Annotated in this window: 14 protein-coding genes; 6 read left to right on the forward strand and 8 right to left on the reverse strand. The window is 66.3% G+C overall.

Annotation, left to right across the window (positions count from 1 at the left end):
• Positions 1-205: 205 nt before the first annotated feature.
• The gene (locus ACVK00_RS23705) at positions 206-1354 is read left to right on the forward strand and encodes a glycosyltransferase (protein ID WP_284893983.1); all 1149 of its coding nucleotides are present in this window, start codon (positions 206-208) and stop codon (positions 1352-1354) included.
• Positions 1355-1381: 27 nt separating this feature from the next.
• Positions 1382-2458, forward strand: coding sequence for a glycosyltransferase family 4 protein (locus ACVK00_RS23710; protein ID WP_284893982.1), 1077 nt, complete (start codon positions 1382-1384; stop codon positions 2456-2458).
• A 57-nt stretch (positions 2459-2515) separates the two neighbouring features.
• Here ACVK00_RS23710 and ACVK00_RS23715 read toward each other — a convergent pair whose 3' ends face one another.
• The 4 genes from ACVK00_RS23715 to ACVK00_RS23730 all read right to left on the reverse strand — a co-directional run bounded on the left by ACVK00_RS23715 (position 2516) and on the right by ACVK00_RS23730 (position 8740).
• Positions 2516-3685, reverse strand: coding sequence for an acyltransferase family protein (locus ACVK00_RS23715; RefSeq protein ID WP_284893981.1), 1170 nt, complete (start codon positions 3683-3685; stop codon positions 2516-2518).
• 86 nt (positions 3686-3771) lie between these two features.
• Complete coding sequence (locus ACVK00_RS23720) at positions 3772-5184, reverse strand: oligosaccharide repeat unit polymerase (protein WP_284893980.1); 1413 nt, start codon at positions 5182-5184, stop codon at positions 3772-3774.
• The gene (locus tag ACVK00_RS23725) at positions 5181-7454 is read right to left on the reverse strand and encodes a polysaccharide biosynthesis tyrosine autokinase (RefSeq protein ID WP_284893979.1); all 2274 of its coding nucleotides are present in this window, start codon (positions 7452-7454) and stop codon (positions 5181-5183) included. Before ACVK00_RS23725 ends, ACVK00_RS23720 begins: the two co-directional genes overlap by 4 nt.
• 59 nt (positions 7455-7513) lie before the next feature.
• Positions 7514-8740, reverse strand: a complete 1227-nt coding sequence (locus ACVK00_RS23730; RefSeq protein ID WP_228909754.1) for a polysaccharide biosynthesis/export family protein — start codon at positions 8738-8740, stop codon at positions 7514-7516.
• Positions 8741-8866: 126 nt separating this feature from the next.
• On the opposite strand from ACVK00_RS23730, the gene ACVK00_RS23735 reads away from it, so the two are divergent.
• Positions 8867-9298 carry a hypothetical protein gene (locus ACVK00_RS23735; RefSeq protein WP_284893978.1) on the forward strand — a complete coding sequence of 144 codons (432 nt, stop codon included), beginning with the start codon at positions 8867-8869 and terminating at the stop codon, positions 9296-9298.
• A gap of 169 nt (positions 9299-9467) precedes the next feature.
• Here ACVK00_RS23735 and ACVK00_RS23740 read toward each other — a convergent pair whose 3' ends face one another.
• Positions 9468-11324 (reverse strand): serine aminopeptidase domain-containing protein, encoded by a 1857-nt coding sequence (locus ACVK00_RS23740; protein WP_284893977.1) that lies wholly within the window; start codon positions 11322-11324, stop codon positions 9468-9470.
• Positions 11325-11893: 569 nt separating this feature from the next.
• Here ACVK00_RS23740 and ACVK00_RS23745 point away from each other — a divergent pair.
• Entirely contained in the window at positions 11894-13153 is a 1260-nt protein-coding gene (locus tag ACVK00_RS23745) for a flippase (RefSeq protein WP_284893976.1), read from the forward strand.
• Positions 13154-13645: 492 nt separating this feature from the next.
• A complete protein-coding gene (locus ACVK00_RS23750) occupies positions 13646-15847 on the forward strand; it encodes a glycoside hydrolase family 3 C-terminal domain-containing protein (RefSeq protein ID WP_354123097.1) in 2202 nt (733 codons plus the stop codon).
• Positions 15848-15912: 65 nt separating this feature from the next.
• On the opposite strand, the gene ACVK00_RS23755 is transcribed toward ACVK00_RS23750, so the two are convergent.
• On the reverse strand, positions 15913-17160 hold the full coding sequence (locus tag ACVK00_RS23755) for an NAD(P)/FAD-dependent oxidoreductase (RefSeq protein ID WP_284893975.1): 1248 nt from the start codon (positions 17158-17160) through the stop codon (positions 15913-15915).
• Positions 17161-17270: 110 nt separating this feature from the next.
• On the opposite strand from ACVK00_RS23755, the gene ACVK00_RS23760 reads away from it, so the two are divergent.
• Complete coding sequence (locus ACVK00_RS23760; RefSeq protein ID WP_284894056.1) at positions 17271-17990, forward strand: class I SAM-dependent methyltransferase; 720 nt, start codon at positions 17271-17273, stop codon at positions 17988-17990.
• A 44-nt stretch (positions 17991-18034) separates the two neighbouring features.
• On the opposite strand, the gene ACVK00_RS23765 is transcribed toward ACVK00_RS23760, so the two are convergent.
• On the reverse strand, positions 18035-18469 hold the full coding sequence (locus tag ACVK00_RS23765) for an excinuclease ABC subunit A (protein ID WP_284893974.1): 435 nt from the start codon (positions 18467-18469) through the stop codon (positions 18035-18037).
• A gap of 11 nt (positions 18470-18480) precedes the next feature.
• Complete coding sequence (locus tag ACVK00_RS23770) at positions 18481-18906, reverse strand: signal peptidase (RefSeq protein WP_284893973.1); 426 nt, start codon at positions 18904-18906, stop codon at positions 18481-18483.
• Positions 18907-18924: the final 18 nt, after the last annotated feature.

Consider the following 18924-nt stretch of genomic DNA (forward strand, 5'->3'; position numbering starts at 1 on the left):
CATCATGTCCGGTGCAATTCGACCGACCGCGTCATCCGCTTCGCATACGCGAGCTAGACAGCGGGATTCAATGGCCACGACTCTCAAGCATTTATCAATTAGGAATGCATAGTTCAAGGAACCGGACGACGCGACCGCACGATTCACCGGCTGCCCATCGTCGCGATGGGCGATGACAGGGGCGATCGGATCGCTGGACCCAAAGATGACCACAGAAAAGATCGTTCATATTGCCGAAGCGTTTGGTGGCGGCGTGCTTTCGATGCTGACGCATCTCGCCAATCATGCCGCGGCAACCGGCGCCGATGTCACGGTGCTGCACTCGATCCGACCGGAAACCCCGGCCGATTTTTCAACGCTGTTCCGGCCCGACGTGAAGCTCGTCCAAGTGGACATGGTGCGCGAGGTCAGCGTCACACAGGACCTGCGGAGTTTGCGCGCGCTGATCCGCAACCTGCGCGAGTACAAGCCGACCGCGATTCATCTGCATTCGTCGAAGGCCGGGGTGCTGGGACGGGTCGCCGCCCGGATCGCCGCCCCGAATGCGACGGTCCTCTACTCGCCGCACGGACTCTCGTTCCTGCGCGCCGACGTGTCGCGCATGAAGCAGTTCGCGTATTTGAGCTTCGAGCGCATCGCCGCGCGCATCGGCGGCACCGTCGTCGCCTGCTCGGGCAGCGAGCTCGGCGAGATCAGAAGAAAGGTCAGGCCGAAATCGGCGGTCCTGGTGGAAAACGGCGTCCATGTGGCCGAGATTCCGCCGCGTCGAACACGCGACGATCGCAAGGTCGTCATCGGGATGAGCGGCCGGGCATCGTTCCAGAAGAATCATGAAGCATTCGTGCGACTCGCCGACACGCTGCACGGCGCCGACGTCGAGTTTCTGTGGATCGGCGGCAACGCGGCCGAGATCGCGGATCCCGGCCAGCGCCGGGCCGTCGTCTGCAGCGGCTGGGTGACCCGCGCCCGGGCGCTGGCGCTCACGGCCGAACTGGACATCTACGTGCAGAGCTCCCGCTGGGAAGGCATGCCGGTCGCGCTGATCGAAGCGCAGGTTGCCGGCATACCGGCCGTGGTGACGGACGTCGTCGGCAATCGCGACGTGGTGATCCACGGCGTGACCGGCTACGTCGCGTCGAACGCCGACGAGATGTCCGCCTACGTGGCCGCGCTCCGCGACGATCGGCAGCTGCGCGAGCAAATGGGCGCCGCGGCCCGGCAGCGCGCGATCCAGCGGTTTTCGATCAACGCGATCTTCCGCCAGTGGAATGCCCTCTATGGACTCGGCGCCGACGAGCCGCGTGCCGACTCGCGCGACTTCGAGCCGGTTGCGCCGGATCACGTCGAAGCCTGATCCCGATTTCGACATCTCCTTATTGACATGATCGCCAGCAAACCGAAGCAACTCGTCTACAACGGCCGATTCACGACGCAGAAGACGACCGGCGTGCAACGCGTCGCGCGCGAGCTGATCGCCGCACTGATCAAGTTTCATCCACAGGATCCGGTGACCGTGCTGGTGCCGCCTCGGCCCGGCGTCGCGGTGAGTGGAGCGAAGACGGTCGAGGTCGGTTTTTACAAGGGCGTGGTGTGGGAGCAGTTGATCCTCCCGCTGTTCGCGCGCCGCGGCCGCATCGTCAATCTCGGCAATTCGGCATCCATCTTCCTCGGCAACCAGATCATCTACATGCACGATGCTGCGGTGTTCGACACGCCCGCGCATTTCTCCCGGCCGTTTCGAATGTGGTATCGGATCATGTTCTGGATCCTGGCGCGAACCTCGGTGTGCGTGCTGACCAACTCCCGGTTCTCGCGGGATCGCCTCGCCCATCACTGCGGCGTTTCCGCGGAGAAGATCCGCGTCGTGCCGCTCGGTGCCGATCATCTCGACGCGCTGGAACCGGACACGAGCGTGCTCGACCAACATGCGCTGACGCCGGATCGGTTCGTGCTCGCGGTCAGCAGCATGAATCCCACCAAGAACTTCGGCCGGCTGATCGCCGCATTCCGGCAGATCGGCGATCCGTCGGTCGATCTCGTCATCGTCGGGATGCAGAACACCACCGTGTTCGGCAAGCACGACCCGGTTGGCGCGCCGGAGCCGAACATCAAGTACGTCGGCTATATCAGCGACGAACAACTGAAGGCGCTGTATCAGAACGCGGCGTGCTTCCTCTATCCGTCGATTTACGAAGGCTTCGGCATTCCGCCGCTCGAGGCGATGCGCTATGGCTGCCCGACCGTGGTCGGAAAATCGGCCGCGCTGCCGGAAGTCTGTGCCGATGCGGCGCTGTACTGCGATCCGTATTCGCAGGACGACATCGCGCGGAAATTACGTAGCCTGCTCGATTCCCCCGAGCTCAGGGCCGAGCTCAAACGCAAGGGGATCGCGCATGCGGAGCAATATCGCTGGAGCCGCAGTGCCGAGATGATGAAGGCGATCTTCGAGACGCTGTAGCGCGATCGGCAGGCGACCGGATCGACACGCGCCGGCCTTCCCGGCGACTCAGCGCGATTACGCGACGTTGACGGGGCTGCCGGTCACGGCCGGTTGATTCCCGAACAGGCGCTTGCCGAGATACGACCTGATCGGCTCCTCGACGAATTTCGCGAGGAACGCGGCCGACACGATCGACAGGCACGCCGCAAGCATTGCCGTTCTGACGACGTGGATGTCGCCCTGCGGCGCATACGCGAACACGAGCCTTCCGATCGGGTAATGCACACAATAGAGCGGGTACGATATCCAGCCGAGGAACGTGCTGATCCGTGCCACCACCTTGCCGCTCGGAGCGAGCATGGCGCCGCGATAAACCAGCGCGGGGGCGACGAACAACAGCACGGCCAACGCGTAAATTCCCTTGATCGACGTCGGAAACAGCACGACCAGCAGGAACGCAACAAACAGCATCCAGTCGTTCCTGACGAGCCCGGCAACGAACCAGTGCGGCCTCGCCGGGAGACTGGCGTCGTGCATTTTCGCGATTGCCACGCCCAGCAGGAACCCGTAGCCGACCCTGAAGAATCCGCCGAAGAAATTATCGGCCGCCCAGCCCTGATTCAGGATGACAGTCACTTTGTCGTGGTCGAGGCCCACGAGCCATCCATACGCGACGAACGCACCGAGACATGCATAGGCCAGTCTCAGCAGGTTCTGCTCTGTCATCTTGACGGCCGCGATCAGCACAACGCTCGCGAACAACTCGAAGAACAGCGACCAGGCGGGCGGATTCAGAGGAAACACACCGGGATCGTCGACTGCCGGCAAGCCGTGATTCGTGGCGCCGACAAAGCCCGACACCGAAAAACGACCCAGATACGGAATGAGAAAATAATTCTGGCCGGTGGCTGCCGCCAGGTTGCCGAACGAAAACGCCGCTGACGCATTGACGCGCATGACGACGAGGCTCACGAACCCGATCGTCAGCCCGATGCATATCATCGGATAAAGACGGATCACCCGTCGCTTCACATACTCGCCCCGCCACGACGCCTGACGCAATTTTTCCCCGTAGGAGTACGTGAGGATGAAGCCACTCAGCATGAAGAACACGTCGACCGAAAGATAAGCACTCTGCAGTATCGGAATCGGTAGATCCTGAAGGAAATGCATGAGCATCACGCTGATTGCCGCAATGCCGCGCAACCCGTCCAGAATTTCAAACTTCTGCTTGTGAGTCGCCATGAAAAGGAGTGGCTCCGGGAAATATTGGTGTTGGGACCCGGCAATCTGCAAAGTGGTCGCATGCCCCGCACGACTCGGCCGTGGCCTTATCGCGACAACACCGGATCGACGTCCGCGGCGCGATTGCCACGCGCAACGACGCGCCGGCTTCCCTCTCCATCGGCTCCGCCGCCGGCGGCAGGCGCTGGACGTGCCGGCGCCTTGGCGAACCAATGGAAGATGGCGATCAGCAGTACGACCGGCACGAAATTGCGTCCGCTGAACAGGTTCGGCGTTCGCATGACTTCCATGACCGACACGTAAAGCACCGCGTGGATGCAGCACCAGAACCCGTTGCCGCTCCGCCAGCCCGCATAGCTGCGGCCGACCGCCCAGCCGAGCGCGAGCGCGTCGAGCAAGCCGAACCAGCCCCACTCGTAGAAGTGGACGAAGATGCCCGACGGGTTGTTGAACTCCGGGTCGGCGTAGCCGTTCAGGAACAGGTTGATGCTGTCGCCCGAGTCCAGCCACGGCTGCAACGTCGAGCCGACGACCGGGAAGCGCAGCAGCCAGTCGAACGTAAACATCGGGTGGCCCTGGTCCCAGCCCAGCACACTCAGTATTCCGGCGCCGTTGTTCAACGACGTCGAGTAGTACAGGCCGAGACGTTCGAGCGCGAAATCGAACAGGTTGTCGTAGATGTTGACGTAATAGGCTTCCCACGACCGGTTGTACTCGTTCGCGATGAACAGGCCGAACAGCAACGGGATCGCCGCATACGGACCGAGCGTCAACAGCCCCGAATACCGGCCTCCGAGCCGGAACCGCACGACCATCAGCGCAAGCGGCATCACCATCTCGATCAGCGCAAGCCGTTCGGCGAAGATGAAGCTGCGCATCAGCGTCAGCACGGCAAGCACGGCGAAATAGATCTTGTAGCGATTCAGTCCCTTTACAGGTGTCCTGAACACATAGAAATACAGCACGACGAACGGCGCGGTCGCCTGCGTGAAGGTGCTGAGGCCCGTGATGCGCCCCTTCAGTTCCAGCATGTCGTAGGCATTCGCTTCGCCGCGCACGAACGCGACCAGCAGCGCCGGATGCGTGAGGATGCCGCTCAGCAGCAGCGCATAGCCGAACAGCGCGAGCGCGAACACGAAATCGAGCACGCGAGGCGACAGCTCGACCGCGGCGGGCGGCGGCCCGCGTCGCGTGCGCGCTTCGGTCGTCGCGAGCCATGCGGCCGCCATCACCACCATCAGGAACAGCGCGCCGACGAACGCGTAGTAGCCGTCGAAATAGACGCGCGCGATCGCTTTCGGGTCGCCCAGCAGGCTGAGCGACAGCATGCCGTACAACGGCAGGATGAACATCAGCACGAGGCGCGCCGGATCTTCCCACCAGTAGCCCGTATAACCGCCTGCGTAACCGCCCGTGGCACAGCGCACGCGCGCCGCCGTGCGCATCGTCACAGGGCGCCGTCGCGGCCCGTGCCCGGCCCCGCCCGCTCGCCGGTTCATGACACCCGTTCCACCCGTTGCCGCGACGCCATCCCTTCCGTATATCCGGACGCGGCCTGATGCGTGTTCGTCTCCTTATAGCCGTAGTCGTACCGTCCCGGCGCGCCCTTGTAATCGTTCAGGACCACGCCGCCCACGTCGATATGCGCATGTTCGAGCCGTCGCGCGCTTTCTTCGAGTTCGGTCAGCGTCGTCACGCCGCTGCACGCGACGAGGAACACGGTTCCCGCGAGGCGGCCGAGCACCAGCGCATCGGCCACCGGCAACAGCGGCGGGCCGTCGATCACGACCATGTCGTAGCGCGCTGAGACTTGCTCGATCAGTTCGGCGAGTGCGGGCTGCAGCAGCAGTTCGCCCGGGTCCGGCACGATGCTGCCCATCGGGATGAAATCGAGGCCCGGTGCGACCCCGCGCCGGATCGTCTCGGCGAGCCCGTGCGTGCCTGCCACCACGTCCGACAGGCCCGGCGCGCGACTATGGCGGAACCGCTCGTGCTGCGAACCCTTGCGCAGGTCGGCATCGATCAGCAGGACCCGCCGTTTCGCCGCGCCGACGAGCGACGCGATATTCGCGGCGACGAACGACTTGCCGACGCCCGTCGTCGGCCCGGAAATCAGCACGACGGGATTCGACGCGTCCGGCATCGACAGTTGCAGCGCCGCGCGGAAATTGCGCAGGCCTTCGAGCGCCGCGTCCTGCGCGTCGATCGGCGGCATCGGCGCGCGCATGCCGCGCCGTCCGGCCTTCGGTCGCGACTCCGTTTGCGCGGCGACCGGGCTGTGCGGCACGGTCGCGAACACGGGCAGCCCCGTCGTCCATTCGATTTCCTCGGCGTCGCCGATCGTGCCGACGACACGCTGCCGGACGATCACGATCGCCGCGCCCGCCAGCAGCCCCAGCATCAGCAGCGCGATCACCGCGACCCCGCGATGCGGGCCGATCGGCCGCTCGGCGACCTTCGCCGTATCGACGATCCGCACGGTGCCGGTCTTGCTGGCCCGCGCGAGGATCATCTGCTGGCGCGTGTTGAGCAGGTTTGTGTACAGCGCGGTATCGACGGCCACATCGCGCTGCAACTGCAGCACGCCCTGCTCGACGGTCGGCAACTGCTGGATCTGCTTGCGTGTCGTGTCGAGCGAACGCTGCGCGTCGGCCAGTTGCGCATCGACGGCCACCAAGGCCGGATGCTTCGGCATGAAGCGCGTCAGCAATTCCTCGCGCCGCTGCTGCAGCGTCTGCACGCGCGTCTCGATGTCGACCGACTGCTGGCGCAATGCCAGCGCCTCGTCACTCGTATTGACGGTGCCATGCGACGCACGGAATGCGTTGAAGCGGCTTTCCGCCTTTTCCAGTTGCGCCTTCAGCTGCGGCAGCTGGGTATCCATGAAGCGGATCAGCTTGTCGGCCGCCTCGGACTTGCGCTGCGTGTTCTGCGCGAGGTACGCGTCGCCGATCGCGTTCAGCACGCGGCTGTCATGCACGGGATCGATGCCGTCGAGCGTCACGCCGATCATGTTCGACTGCTTGCCGCGCTCCGAGATCAGCGCGTTCTTCTGCAGCCAGACCGTCGCTTCCTCGTCGCTGTAGCGCGTCAGGTCGAAGCGCGCGCCGGGCTTGCCGGCCACGTTGCGCACGAAGATGTCGAGCGGCCCCTGCGGTGTGTCGACATGCAGCGGCTGTCCGATACGGCCCTGCCATGCCGGCCCCTTCCGGCCGAACCAGCCCGTCCGCTGCAGCGTATAGACGCCGTCGTCGCCGAGCGTCAGTGCGAACCCCTTGCCGAGCAGGCGCTTCGGCACGTCGAAGGTCGGCACGTCGATGCGCTCGGTGCCGTACACGTAGCCGCCCGGCAACGGCGAGGACAACCCGTCGGCCGCGCTCACGAACCGCCAGCCGATCAGCGGCAGGTAATGCGGCCGCGCGTCGACGGCCAGGTTGGTGCTGTCGATCGCGCGGTCGAGCACGGCGCGGGATTTCAGCACCTCGATCTCGGTCGACGCGTCGGTCTTCAGGTCGAACACCGCCGACGGATCGCCGGGCGGCGACGTCGGTTTCGAGTCGGTCGGGCTTTGCTCGACCTGGAACAGGATGTCGGTCCGGTAGACGGGCGCCGCGCACAGCGCATACACGGTGCCGACGAGCGCGCCCGCGAGCGCCGTGCAAAGGATCAGGCGGCGGCCGCCGGACAGCATGCCCCAATAGCGGCGCACCGGATAGGACGGCCGCAGGGCGGGCCCGCTGTGCGGGTCAGGCAGGGTCGAAGAAGTCATGCAGAATCAGTCCCGTATGGCGCGACGCGCGGTCGCGGTCACGAAATCCGCCACGCGCGTCACGGCGAGATGGCTCTGGCCGTCAGCGCACCCTGCGCGGACGACGGAATCAGCAGGTTGACGACGCGGCTCCAGCGCACCAGCGACGACGCATCGACGAACACGACGTCGCGGCGCTGGAGCGGAAACTGGTCGGCCAGTGCGAACGACGCGGGCGAACTGCCGTCGAGGTGGTACACCCGCGGGCGATTGTCCGGGCCGCGGCGCACGACGAACACCTGGCGCGCGTCCGACGTGTACTGGCTCACGCCGCCCGTGTCGCCGAGTGCTTCGCCGAGGCTCATCCGGCCGTCGGTCAGCGTCAGCGTCGCCGGTCGCGACACCTCGCCGAGCACGAACACCTTCGCGTCGCTCGCCGCGCGCACGCGCACGAGGTCGCCGTCGCGCAGCAGGATGTTCGACGGGTTCACGCCCGCGGCGATCAGCGCGGGCAGGCTCACGTTCACGGTCCTGTCGCCGCGCGTCACCGATACCTGCGAGCGGTCGGCCGTCGGGGTGAAGCCGCCCGCGCGGTCGATCGCCTCGGGCAGCGTCATCGGCATGTCGTTGACGATCTGCAGACCCGGCGTGCGCACTTCGCCATCCAGATAGACGCGCTTGCTGCGGTAGGTCTGCACGCGCAGCGCGATCTGCGGCTTGCGCACGTATTCGCCGAGCCGCTTCGTCAGCAGCGCGCGCGCCTGCGCCTCGGTCAGCCCCGCGACATGCACGAGGCCCGCATACGCGAACTGCACGTTGCCGTTCGCGTCGACCGTGTAGCCCGTCGCGACCGAGCTGGCGCCGACGCCGTCGCCGCCGCCCGTCGTCTGCGTCGTCGGCAGGTTCAATTCCGGGTGATCCCAGACGACGATGCCGAGCACGTCGCCCGGGCCGATCGCGTACGGCTTCGGCTTGCCGAACAACTGGCGGATCTCCGCATCGGCGTCGGCGCGCTGGCCAGAATGCTGCTGTGCGACGAACGCCGGCGTGATTTCGATCAGATCCTCGCTCGACACGTTCTGCACGCCGTCGAGGCCGCCCGAGCCCGATGCGTCGGCGCTCACGCGCGCATTCGCGTCGCCCGCGGCAGGCGCCCGGTAGCTCATGCCCGGCGACAACGCACATGCGCTCAGCGCGCACGCGGCCGCCACGATCGCCATGCGCGACAGCCACGGCGCGCGCCGGATGCCTGCCGTGCGTAGCCGCGGCGTCCCGAGCGTCGATTCCGGTTGCGTGGTGATTGACATCGTGTCCTTCCAAAACTGTGCGGTAACCCGCCGAACGCGGCGAATTCCGGCATTACGCTTGGCGGCGCGGCTCGCATGGCGGTGCCGCGCCTCCCTCTTCACCGCACGTACTCCGTACGATTCGTCATGAACTGCTCTGCATCGCTTTCGTCACTCGTCTGCATCGTCTCGGCCTGTGTTGCCTGTGCCGCCGGCGCGCAGACTGTGCCCGCCACGCCGGCCGACGCGCCGGTCTTCGCATCGTCGACGCCGCTCGCGCCGGTGCCGCTCCAGCGTTCCGCCCAAACCGCGATAACCGGCGCGGCCACGGAGCCGGCCGCGGCTGCCTCCGACGTCGCGGCACCTGCCGCCGCGCTTCCTGCTGCGCTTCCCGCCGCGAGCACCGCCGCAGCACCCGAATCGCGCGCTCGCGGCGCACTGCGCCGGCCGCTCGTGCCGAGGCGGCCGCATCGCCCGCAAGTGGCCGACGCCCCCACGGAAGACCTCTGGCACACCGGCACGCTGTACACGTCGCCCTACGCGAAGTCGCCCTATGCGCAGCCGGGCGATCCGGACTGACGCATCCCGGCCGGTCACGCCACGGCGTGACCGTGCACGTCGTGCACGTGCCGATACGGGATTGGACACCACGGCGAACGGCGCGTCTGTGAGCGACCCCACCGAACGCCGATCTTCATGCCCAACGGGATCGCGCCCCTAAGCGTCGACGCAAGGGGCGCGGCCCGCATCACGATTGGCCGACCGACACGTTCGCGTACGATCGCGCGGCCGCATCCTGCGTGGCCGGATCGGCGACGCGCGCGACCGGCCAGGCCGAGTCGCGGCCCAGCGCCTGCATGCACAGGTCGATCACGATGTCCGTGCCCGCCGCGCCGTACACCGCGTGGTCGACCCGCGGCTCGAGATGCAGACGCACGTGACGCGAGCGCCGGAACGCGTGCTCGATCGCGCCGAAGTGACGCCGGACATCGTCGATGCCGGGATCGAGCGCGCCGTACACCAGCGTCGTCCAGACGTTGCGCTGCGCAAGGTCATGCATCACGCCGCGTGGCGTGCCGCAGCGCGGCTTCCACCCGACGCGCGCGGCGAGCGCCTTCGCCGGCACGCTGACCCGCGCGATCGCATTCGCGGCCACGGCCCGCACGATCGGACGCAGGTCGCGCCGCTCCCGCACGAGGCGCTTCCACTTCTGCCAGTCGCGCACCGACAGCCAGTAGCCGCGCACCGAGTTGTTCCGCTGCTTCTGCACCGCTTCGAGCGTGAGCCCGGCCGGCCACACGAAGCGCGCGAGATTGATCGCGATCACGCCGCCGAGCGACGGCGTCTTCAATGCCGCATGCAATGCCGCGTAGGCACCCGAACAAATGCCGGCCGCGACCACCTCGGGATGACCGAGCGCGCGCAGCCAGTCCGCGGCAGCGGCCACGTCGTCGCTCGACTGCGTCGAATACACGACATCCGACTGATCGTCGGGCGCGGCGGACCCGCTGTCGCCGACGCCATGCACGTCGATCCGCAGCGTCGTCACGCCGGCACGTGCCAGCGTGCGTGCGAGCCGGACGCTGAAGCGCCCTTCGCCGCTGCGCGGATTCGTCGACGTGTTCGCGATCACGACCGCCGGGCCGACCGGCTTCGCCGGCCGCGTATCGGCGGGCCGGCACAGCACGCCGACCAGCCGGTCCGGACCGACCGCGACGACCTGCTCGGTCATGTCGTTCATGTCGAGCGCGACGGCCGACTCGCCATTCCATGCCGGGTCCGCTCGCGACGTGGTGTCGGTGCCGGCCGGCTTATGCGGCGCGCGTTCGGCGATCCAGTTCGCGAGCGTGTCGATCGCGGCAAGCGGCAAGCGCGAGCGCGTACCGTCCAGCATCGTCGTCGGCCATTCGCGAAACGGATCGCTCGTCACGTCCACGCCGCGCGCGAGCAACGCGTCGCGCAATGCCGGCCCGTCGCCCTGATCGGGCTGGATCAGCAGCATCGCGCCGGGCAACGTCGGCGCATCGCGCACGACGTCGCACAGGTCGAGCGCCTTCAGCGCATCGACGAAATCGGCGGGAAAGCGGTGCCCGAGCACGTTCATGCACGGTTCGTCGCGATGCGCGACGCGGATTGCGGGCGATGTGGTGTCGAGCCACTGGCGATGCACGAACGACAGCTCGCGCAGGTAGGCGCGGCCACGCACGACCGGCGCGAGCGCCACCAGCGCATCGACGCGCGGCGACGGGCGCGGACCCATCCCCGCGGCGGCCAGCATTGCGAACAGCGCACCCGCGCGAATCCCGACGAGCGTCAGCGCGGTGATGCCAGCCTGGTCGCGCAACAGGTCGATCGCGTCGTGAATGCTGGCGATGCACGCGGCATGCCGACCGGCGTCGCGATCGTCGCCGGCCGAGTCACCGGTGCACGGATAGTTGAATCGCAATACCGTGACGCCGTCGCGGGCCAGCCGCTCCGCGATCGCCCGCATGAGCTTGTGCGTCCACGAAGCCTCGTGCCCCAGCGATTCGCACAGGATCACGCCTTGTGTCGTCTGTCCTTCGTGCAGCCACCCCACGCAGCTGCCGAACGTTATCGGCTTCAATCGGTACTCCTCGGATCGGTATTTGTTATCGGGTGCGGACACGCGCCCCGGCGGCCCCACCGGGATCGGCCATTCCGCGATCGTGCGACTAGTCGGCGAACGCAAGGCCTTCGGGTAACGGACTGCCGCCGCGCCCCTGCGCGCCCCGCTCGCCCTTCGCCATGCGTCGTCGTGCTCCCGTCGCCCAGGGACGGCGGTGGTCGGCCCGAGTCGTCATCAAGCCCTTTGCGCGCTGAACCAGAACAGTGCGCTCGATTAGAGCACCGGGCCCGAGCGTCCTTCGGTGCGCCAGCTTACAAATGCATTCGTCACTGCGGCGATACAACGATGCGCGCCGACGCGCGATTCGCGTCGCACGCGCGAACGGTAGGCTCGCGAACACAGGCGTCTCGCGCGGCCCGTATCATGACCGCCATACGATGTGGCCGTGTCCGGCATCGCCGGGCGAAACCGGCGCCCGCCGGAACGGGCCGCGAACCCACGCAGCCGGGCCAGCGCCGGCCGGCCGCGCGCGCGCACGGCGGCCCGCACTCCGCCGCCATGCGGCACTCACGGCGCCGACCGAGCGAATGTCAAACATCAAGAAAAACTTCCTGCTGCTGCTGACGTTGCAGATTTCGATGTACGCGGTGCCGCTGCTGATCGCACCGCTGCTGACGCACGCGCTGGGGCCGGAAGGTTACGGGCAGCTCGCGTTCTCGCTCGCGGTCATCGCCTACCTCACCAACTGCACGAGCTACAGCTTCGACCTGACCGCGACGCCGCGCATCGCGCTCGCCCGCGACGACCGCGCCGAACGCTCTCGCATCTTCTGGGCGACGTTGTACGCGCAGATCGGCATCGCCGTGATCTGCTTCATCGTGCTGATCGTGCTGACCTTCCTGGTCGAGCGCTTCGGCGAGGACCGCGACCTGCTGCTGATCGGTTTCGGGATGGTAGCCGGCGTGGCGTTTACGCCGGGCTGGTATTTCCAGGGCATGGAGAAGCTGCGCGCGCTGAGCGTGATCCTGTTCATCGGCCGCATCCTGAGCCTGCCCGCGATGTTCGCGCTCGTGCACAGCCCGGCGGATATCGACCGCGCGATGATCGTCAACGCCGCGGTGCCGACGCTGTCCGCGATCGCGCTCGCCGCCTATCTGTATTTCCAGCGGGAAATCGACTTCGTGCGCGTCGGCGTCGCCGACATCGCCGAATCGCTGAAAGGCGGCTGGCAGGTGTTCCTCGCGTCGACGTCGATCGCGTTCTATGCGTCGACCAACACCGTGCTGCTCGGCTTCGTGTCGGGCAACGTCGCGGCCGGCTACTTCGCCGCCGGCGACAAGCTGATCCGCGCGGCGCTCAGCATGCTCCAGCCGCTGAAGGCCGCGACCTATCCACGCATCAGCTACCTGATGCGGCACGCACGCAACGACGCGTTCTCGTTCCTGCGCAAGCTGTTCGTCGTGCAGGTCGTGATGGTGCTCGGCATCTCGCTCGCGATCTTCTTCGGTGCGCCGCTCGCGGTGCGCATCCTGTATGGCCCTTCGTACGAACCGACGGTCCAGGTGCTGCGCTGGATGGCATTCGTTCCATTCATGGCCGGGATGACCGACTTGTTCGGCGTGCAGACGATGCTGCCGCTCGGCATGAAATCGGCGTTCACGCGGATCCTGATGTCGTCGGGCATTCTGAACATCGTGCTGGTGCCCGTGCTCGCGAAGTACTTTGCGGAACTGGGCGCGGCCGCCGCCGTGCTGACGGCCGAGGCCGCGGTTGCCGCGGCGCTCGCGACCGTCGTCTATCGCGCCGGGATTCCGTTGCCCGGCAGCCCTGTCGCTCGACGCGGCTAGCGCGTCGTCCGTGCTGCCCGGCTTTCTCGTGGCGGCCAGAATCCGATGGTGTTCCCTTCGATGCGCGCACAACGAACCGCATCGCGCTGCGCGCCTTCCCCCCTTCCCGAACGCCCGCGCGCAGGTACTTCTTACTCCGCCGCGAACACTCGATCGGGAACGATGACCGTCTTTTTCCGGCGCCGAGCGATCGCATCGAAAAAAGATCATACGTATCGGTAGAAACACCGATGCTGTAGTCAAACTACATTCGTACGATTGGTCCCTGCAGAGAATCGCTACATCCGATTCGGCAGTGTCGGGCGGTCCGCGTCGCCGTCCGCGTTGTCCGATCGGGCCCAACCGGCCGTAACGATTCCCCGCCTGGCCTGGCATGCCGACGCGCAATCACCCTGCATCGCCAGCCGAATGCGTTCGATGCGAATCCATCGGACGTACGCAGCTCCAGACATCATCCGAACAACAACCGGCAATACGATCATGGAGAGCAACATGCGGGACACACTCTGGCCGGCCGCCGTCCTGGCGGCGACCCTCTGCACCAGCGTCTATGCGGGCAACGCCGATTTCAACTCACCGGGCGATGCCGCCGACGCATTCGCGTCGTCCGCCGCGCAGCGGCGCGCCGACCTCCTCGTGCGCAAGATGACGCTCGACGAAAAACTGCAGTTCATTCATTCGCAATACGAAATGTCCAAGGTGCCGGGCGGTGGCGCCGGCTACATCCAGGGCGTGCCGCGGCTCGGCATTCCCGATCTCAACATGGTCGACTCGGCGACCGGCTCCGGCAGCACGTCGCTTGCGAGCACCACCTTTCCCGCGACGATCGCCGTCGCCGCGAGCTGGGATCGCCGCCTGTCGTACGACTACGGCAAGCAGGTCGCGATCCAGTTGCGTGCGCAAGGATTCGGCATGGGTCTCGCCGGCGGCACCAACCTCGCGCGCGAGCCGCGCGGCGGCCGGCTGTTCGAGTATCTCGGCGAGGATCCGCTGCTCGCCGGCGACCTGCTCGCGGAGCGCACGCTCGCCACGCAGCGGCAGAAAGTCATCGCGACCATCAAGCACTATGCCGGCAACGAACAGGAGCACGGCCGGATGGGCGGCAACACGCAGATCGACGAGCGCACGCTGCGCGAGCTCTACCTGCTGCCGTTCGAGATCGCCGCGAAGCGCGGGCAGCCCGGCAGCGTGATGTGCAGCTACAACCGCCTGAACGGCACGTACGCGTGCGAGAACAATCACCTGCTGAACGACGTGCTGAAGAACGAATGGGGCTTCCAGGGCCAGGTGCAATCCGACTGGGGCGCCGCGCACAGCACGGCCGCCTCGATCAACGCCGGGCTCGACGAGGAAGAGGACGTCGGGCCGAGCGTCTACCTGACGCCCGCCGCCGTCAAGCAGGCGATCTCGAACGGCTCGGTGTCGACCGCGCGTCTCGACGACATGGTGCGCCGCAAGCTGGCCGTGATGATCCGCGTCGGCGTGATGGACAATCCGGCCAAGGGCGGCGGCACCATCGATTTCGCGGCCGCGAACCGGTTCGCGCAGGGCGTCGCCGAGCAGTCGATCGTTCTACTGAAGAACGATGGCAACCAGTTGCCGCTGGCCGCGTCCGCCCTGTCGCGGATCGCCGTGATCGGCGGCCACGCCGATGCGGCCGTGCTGTCGGGCGGCGGCTCGGGCAACACGCGCGATCCGGTCACCGGTTCGTTCGCGGGCTGCGGCGGCCTGACGTTCGGTTCGTCGACGGGCTGCAGCTGGTGGCGCAATCCGTGGCTGAAGGTCGACGTGCCGATCGTCGCGGCGATCCGCGCGCTCGCGCCGGCGGCGCAGGTCACGTTCGCGGGCAACAGCGACCAGCAGTCGCCGTTCCGCGCGTACACGCAGCAGGAAATCGACCAGGCCGCGGCGCTCGCCGGGCGCTCGGACGTCGCGATCGTCGTGGTCGCGCAGCCGGCCGGCGAGGATTTCGGCGACCTGCAGAGCCTGAGCCTCGCGAACCCGTCGAACCAGGATGCGCTCGTCGAAGCGGTCGCGCGTGCCAACCCGCACACGATCGTCGTCGTGCAGAGCGGCAATCCGGTGCTGATGCCGTGGAAGGACAGCGTGTCGGCGATCGTCGAGGCATGGTATCCGGGCGAAGGCGGCGGCAAGGCGATCGCGAACGTGCTGTTCGGCGCGGTCAATCCGTCCGGCAAGCTGCCCGTCACGTTCCCGGCGCGCGACGAGGATTCGCAGGCGTGGAGGCAAGGCGGCGCGTTCGAGAACGATCCCGTCTACGCGGAGAAGCTGAACATGGGGTATCGCTGGTACGACGCGCGCAACATCAAGCCGATGTACGAATTCGGCTACGGGCTGTCGTACACGCACTTCGCGTATTCGGGGCTGTCGGTGTCGCGGCAACGGGACGGCTCGCTGAGCGTCGCGTTTACCGTGCGCAATGACGGCCGCGTCGCAGGCGCGGAAACGCCACAGGTCTATCTCGGCGTGCCGTACAAGGACGAACCGCCGAAGCGGCTGGTCGGCTGGGAGAAGATCCGGCTGAACCCGGGCGAGGCACGGCATGTGCGCGTGACCATTTCACCGCGGATGCAGAGCGTGTGGGATACGTCGCGAAACGGCTGGAAGGTCGTGCCGGGCGGGACCGTGTATGTCGGCGCGTCGTCGCGCGACATCCGGCTGCAGGGGAGCTGAGCAACGGTGATGCAATGGCGGGCGCCGGACGAAACATCGCTCGGCGCCCGCCTCGATTCACCGAATCACCCGAGGCCACCGGCACGGCAGAATTCGGCGAGCACGTCGAGGCCGCGCGCCGGTTCCCGTACGAACGGATTCGACTCGTCCCACGCATAGCCGGCCAGAATCGAGCAGACCATGCGCTTCACGTCGGACGCCTTGTCTTCATGAAACACGATGTCCTGAAGCGCCCCTGAGTACCAGCGCTCGACGAATTCGCGGAACGTGTCGATGCCCTTGCGCAGCGCGATGTCGTAATCGCGCGTCCAATCGACCGTCTCGCCGCGCAACTGACGTTCGAGCACGGCGACTGCCAGTTGCGCGGAGCGCATCGCGATCGTCACGCCGGACGAGAAGATCGGATCGAGGAATTCGCCCGCGTTGCCAAGCAACGCATAGCCGCGCCCGTGCAGGTGCTCGACATTCGACGCATAGCCCGCGATGCGACGCACCGGCATCACGAACGGCTTGCCGCCGACGAGCCGCGACAACGTCGGCTCGCTCTGCAGCAATTCCCGCAGCAACGATTCCTGTTGCGCTTGCGGCACGTCGAGAAAACCGGCGTCGGCCACGCAGCCGACCGACGAGCGCCCGTTCGTCAGCGGGATCATCCAGAACCACACGTCGCGACGCTCCGGATGGACGGCAATGCAGATCTTGTCGCGATCGGTCGACCCGGCCGGCAGACTGTCTTCGACGTGCGAAAAGATTGCCGCGCGCGTCGGCATGCCGGTCGGCGCCTCGAGATCGAGCAGGCGCGGCAGCACGCGGCCGAATCCGCTGGCGTCGAGTACGAACGACGCTTGAACGGCGTATTCGCTCCCCGCTTCGTCGACGACATCGAGCCGTTGCGTCTCACCCGGATGGAAAGCATGCACGGTATGGCCGAATCGCACGTCCGCGCCCTGTTCCGCCGCACAACGGATCAGCAGATCGTCGAATGCGGCGCGTTCGACCTGATAGGCTGTCCCCCAACCGTCGGAAAACTTTTCCCGGAAATCGAACGACGACATCCTGTCGCGATAAACGAAATAGGCGCCGTTCTTGAACTGGAAGCCGGCTTCGACGACGGCCTGCAACATACCCGCCTCTTCGAGATACTGCATGCTTTGAGGCAACAGACTCTCGCCGATCGAAAAGCGCGGAAAATGCTGGCGCTCGAGCACCAGCACGGAACGGCCCGCCCTGCGCAACAACGCGGCCGCGACCGCGCCGGACGGCCCCGCCCCGATGATCGCGACGTCGACGGAATTCGATTTCATTTCACTCATGCTTGCCGTTCCATTTCGATGGATTGGATATCTTACGTTTCTCACGCCACGATCTGGCGTTGCAAATTACAATAGGCGATCAACAAATCCAACATTCCGACGAGAGGCCCATGACGTCCTGCCGCACGCACGCCCCCGCCTATGTTCCCGAAACCCGCTTCGGCATCTGGTTTCTTCGCACGCATACCTGGGAGCATCACGTGCTTAGGGTGGCCATCGACGACCTCAAGCAGCTCATCGGCGCGCCCCTGCCGAAGGCCCCCGTCATCCTCGATGCGGGATGCGGTCAGGGCAAGTCGTTCCGCCTGCTCAGCGAAGCGTTCGCGCCCGGCAAAATCATCGGCATCGATTGTCACGACGACTCACTCACGCATGCGTCGGAAGCGGCGCGGCGCTGCGCCACGCCCGTCGAACTGCATCATGCGGACTGCACGCAGATCCCGCTCGCCGATTCGAGCGTCGACATCGTGTTCTGCCATCAGACCTTTCACCATCTCGTCGACCAGGAGCATGCGCTGGCCGACTTTCGCCGCGTGCTGAAACCCGGCGGGCTGCTGCTGTTCGCGGAATCGACCGACGCGTACATCAAGTCGTGGGTGATCCGGCTGCTGTTCCGTCATCCGATGGAGGTTCAGAAAAGTGCCGACGGCTATCTTGCCATGCTGCGCGATGGCGGGTTCACGTTCGACGCCCGCAATGTGTCGTTCCCGTACCTGTGGTGGAGCCGCGCGAAAGACTTCGGACTCCTCGAGCGGATCGGCCTGTACGCACCGAAGCCGGGCAAGCGCCGCGAGACGCTCGTAAACGTCGCCGCGCGCAAGCCCGCCTGAGTGACGGAGGCCCCCGTTCGGCGGCCCCGTCCGACACGCGCCGGCTAAGGCTTCAGTGTGACGACCTCGCCGGTGAGCGCCGCGCCCGCCACGATCGCGCCGGCCCCGCACGTGAACTCGGTCGTACTCGAACGCAACACGTTGCGGTAATTGCTCTTGATGCCGACGACGGCATTGCCGCCCTCTTTTCGCGCGCGCGCCTGCAGTTCGATTACTGCGGACAGGAACACATGCTGGCACGCCGCCTCGTCGCTCTTGCCGAACGCGTTGGTCTTCTTGTTCGTCGCGAACGTGCCGTACGACTTGAGCACGCGAGGATGCGACTGATCACCGAAATAGAGCGCGATGCCGTCGTCGAGCTTTCCTTGCTCGCTCTTCAACGCGTTCTCGATCGGATAGTCGTTGATCGTGTCTCGTGCGTGCGCGGCCGACGCGATGAACGTCGCGCCGAGCAGCGCCAGTGCGATGCGGTATCTCACGTGTGCTCCCGTTATTGCGCGTTCAGCTGCACGACGTCGCCCGACACGGCAATCGCGCCGGCGCTGCCGCTCACGCCGCACGTATATTCGGTCGTCGAATCCGAACGCTTTTCATGAAAGCGCGTCGTCACATTGACGACCGCATTCCCGCCATGATTCTTCGCGTAGATGCGAAGACGGTTCAACGCTTCGGCCAGCGCCTGGTCGCACGTCGGCTGTTCGGCTTGAGTCCCACGCGACACACGTACCGATTCCGAACGCGGACCGATGCTGGTCTTCACGTCCGGATGCGGCTGCGTGCCGAAATAGATCGCGACGCCGTTCGTGTCCGGCGCCGTTGCCGCCGCCGGCAGCGGCAGCGAACGCACCACGGTACCGCACCCCGTCAGCAACGACGCGGCCACCAACATGCTGGCCAGATGTCCTTTGTGCTTCATTGTTATCGTCCTCTCAGC

Source organism: Burkholderia sp. PvR073, from assembly GCF_054055695.1.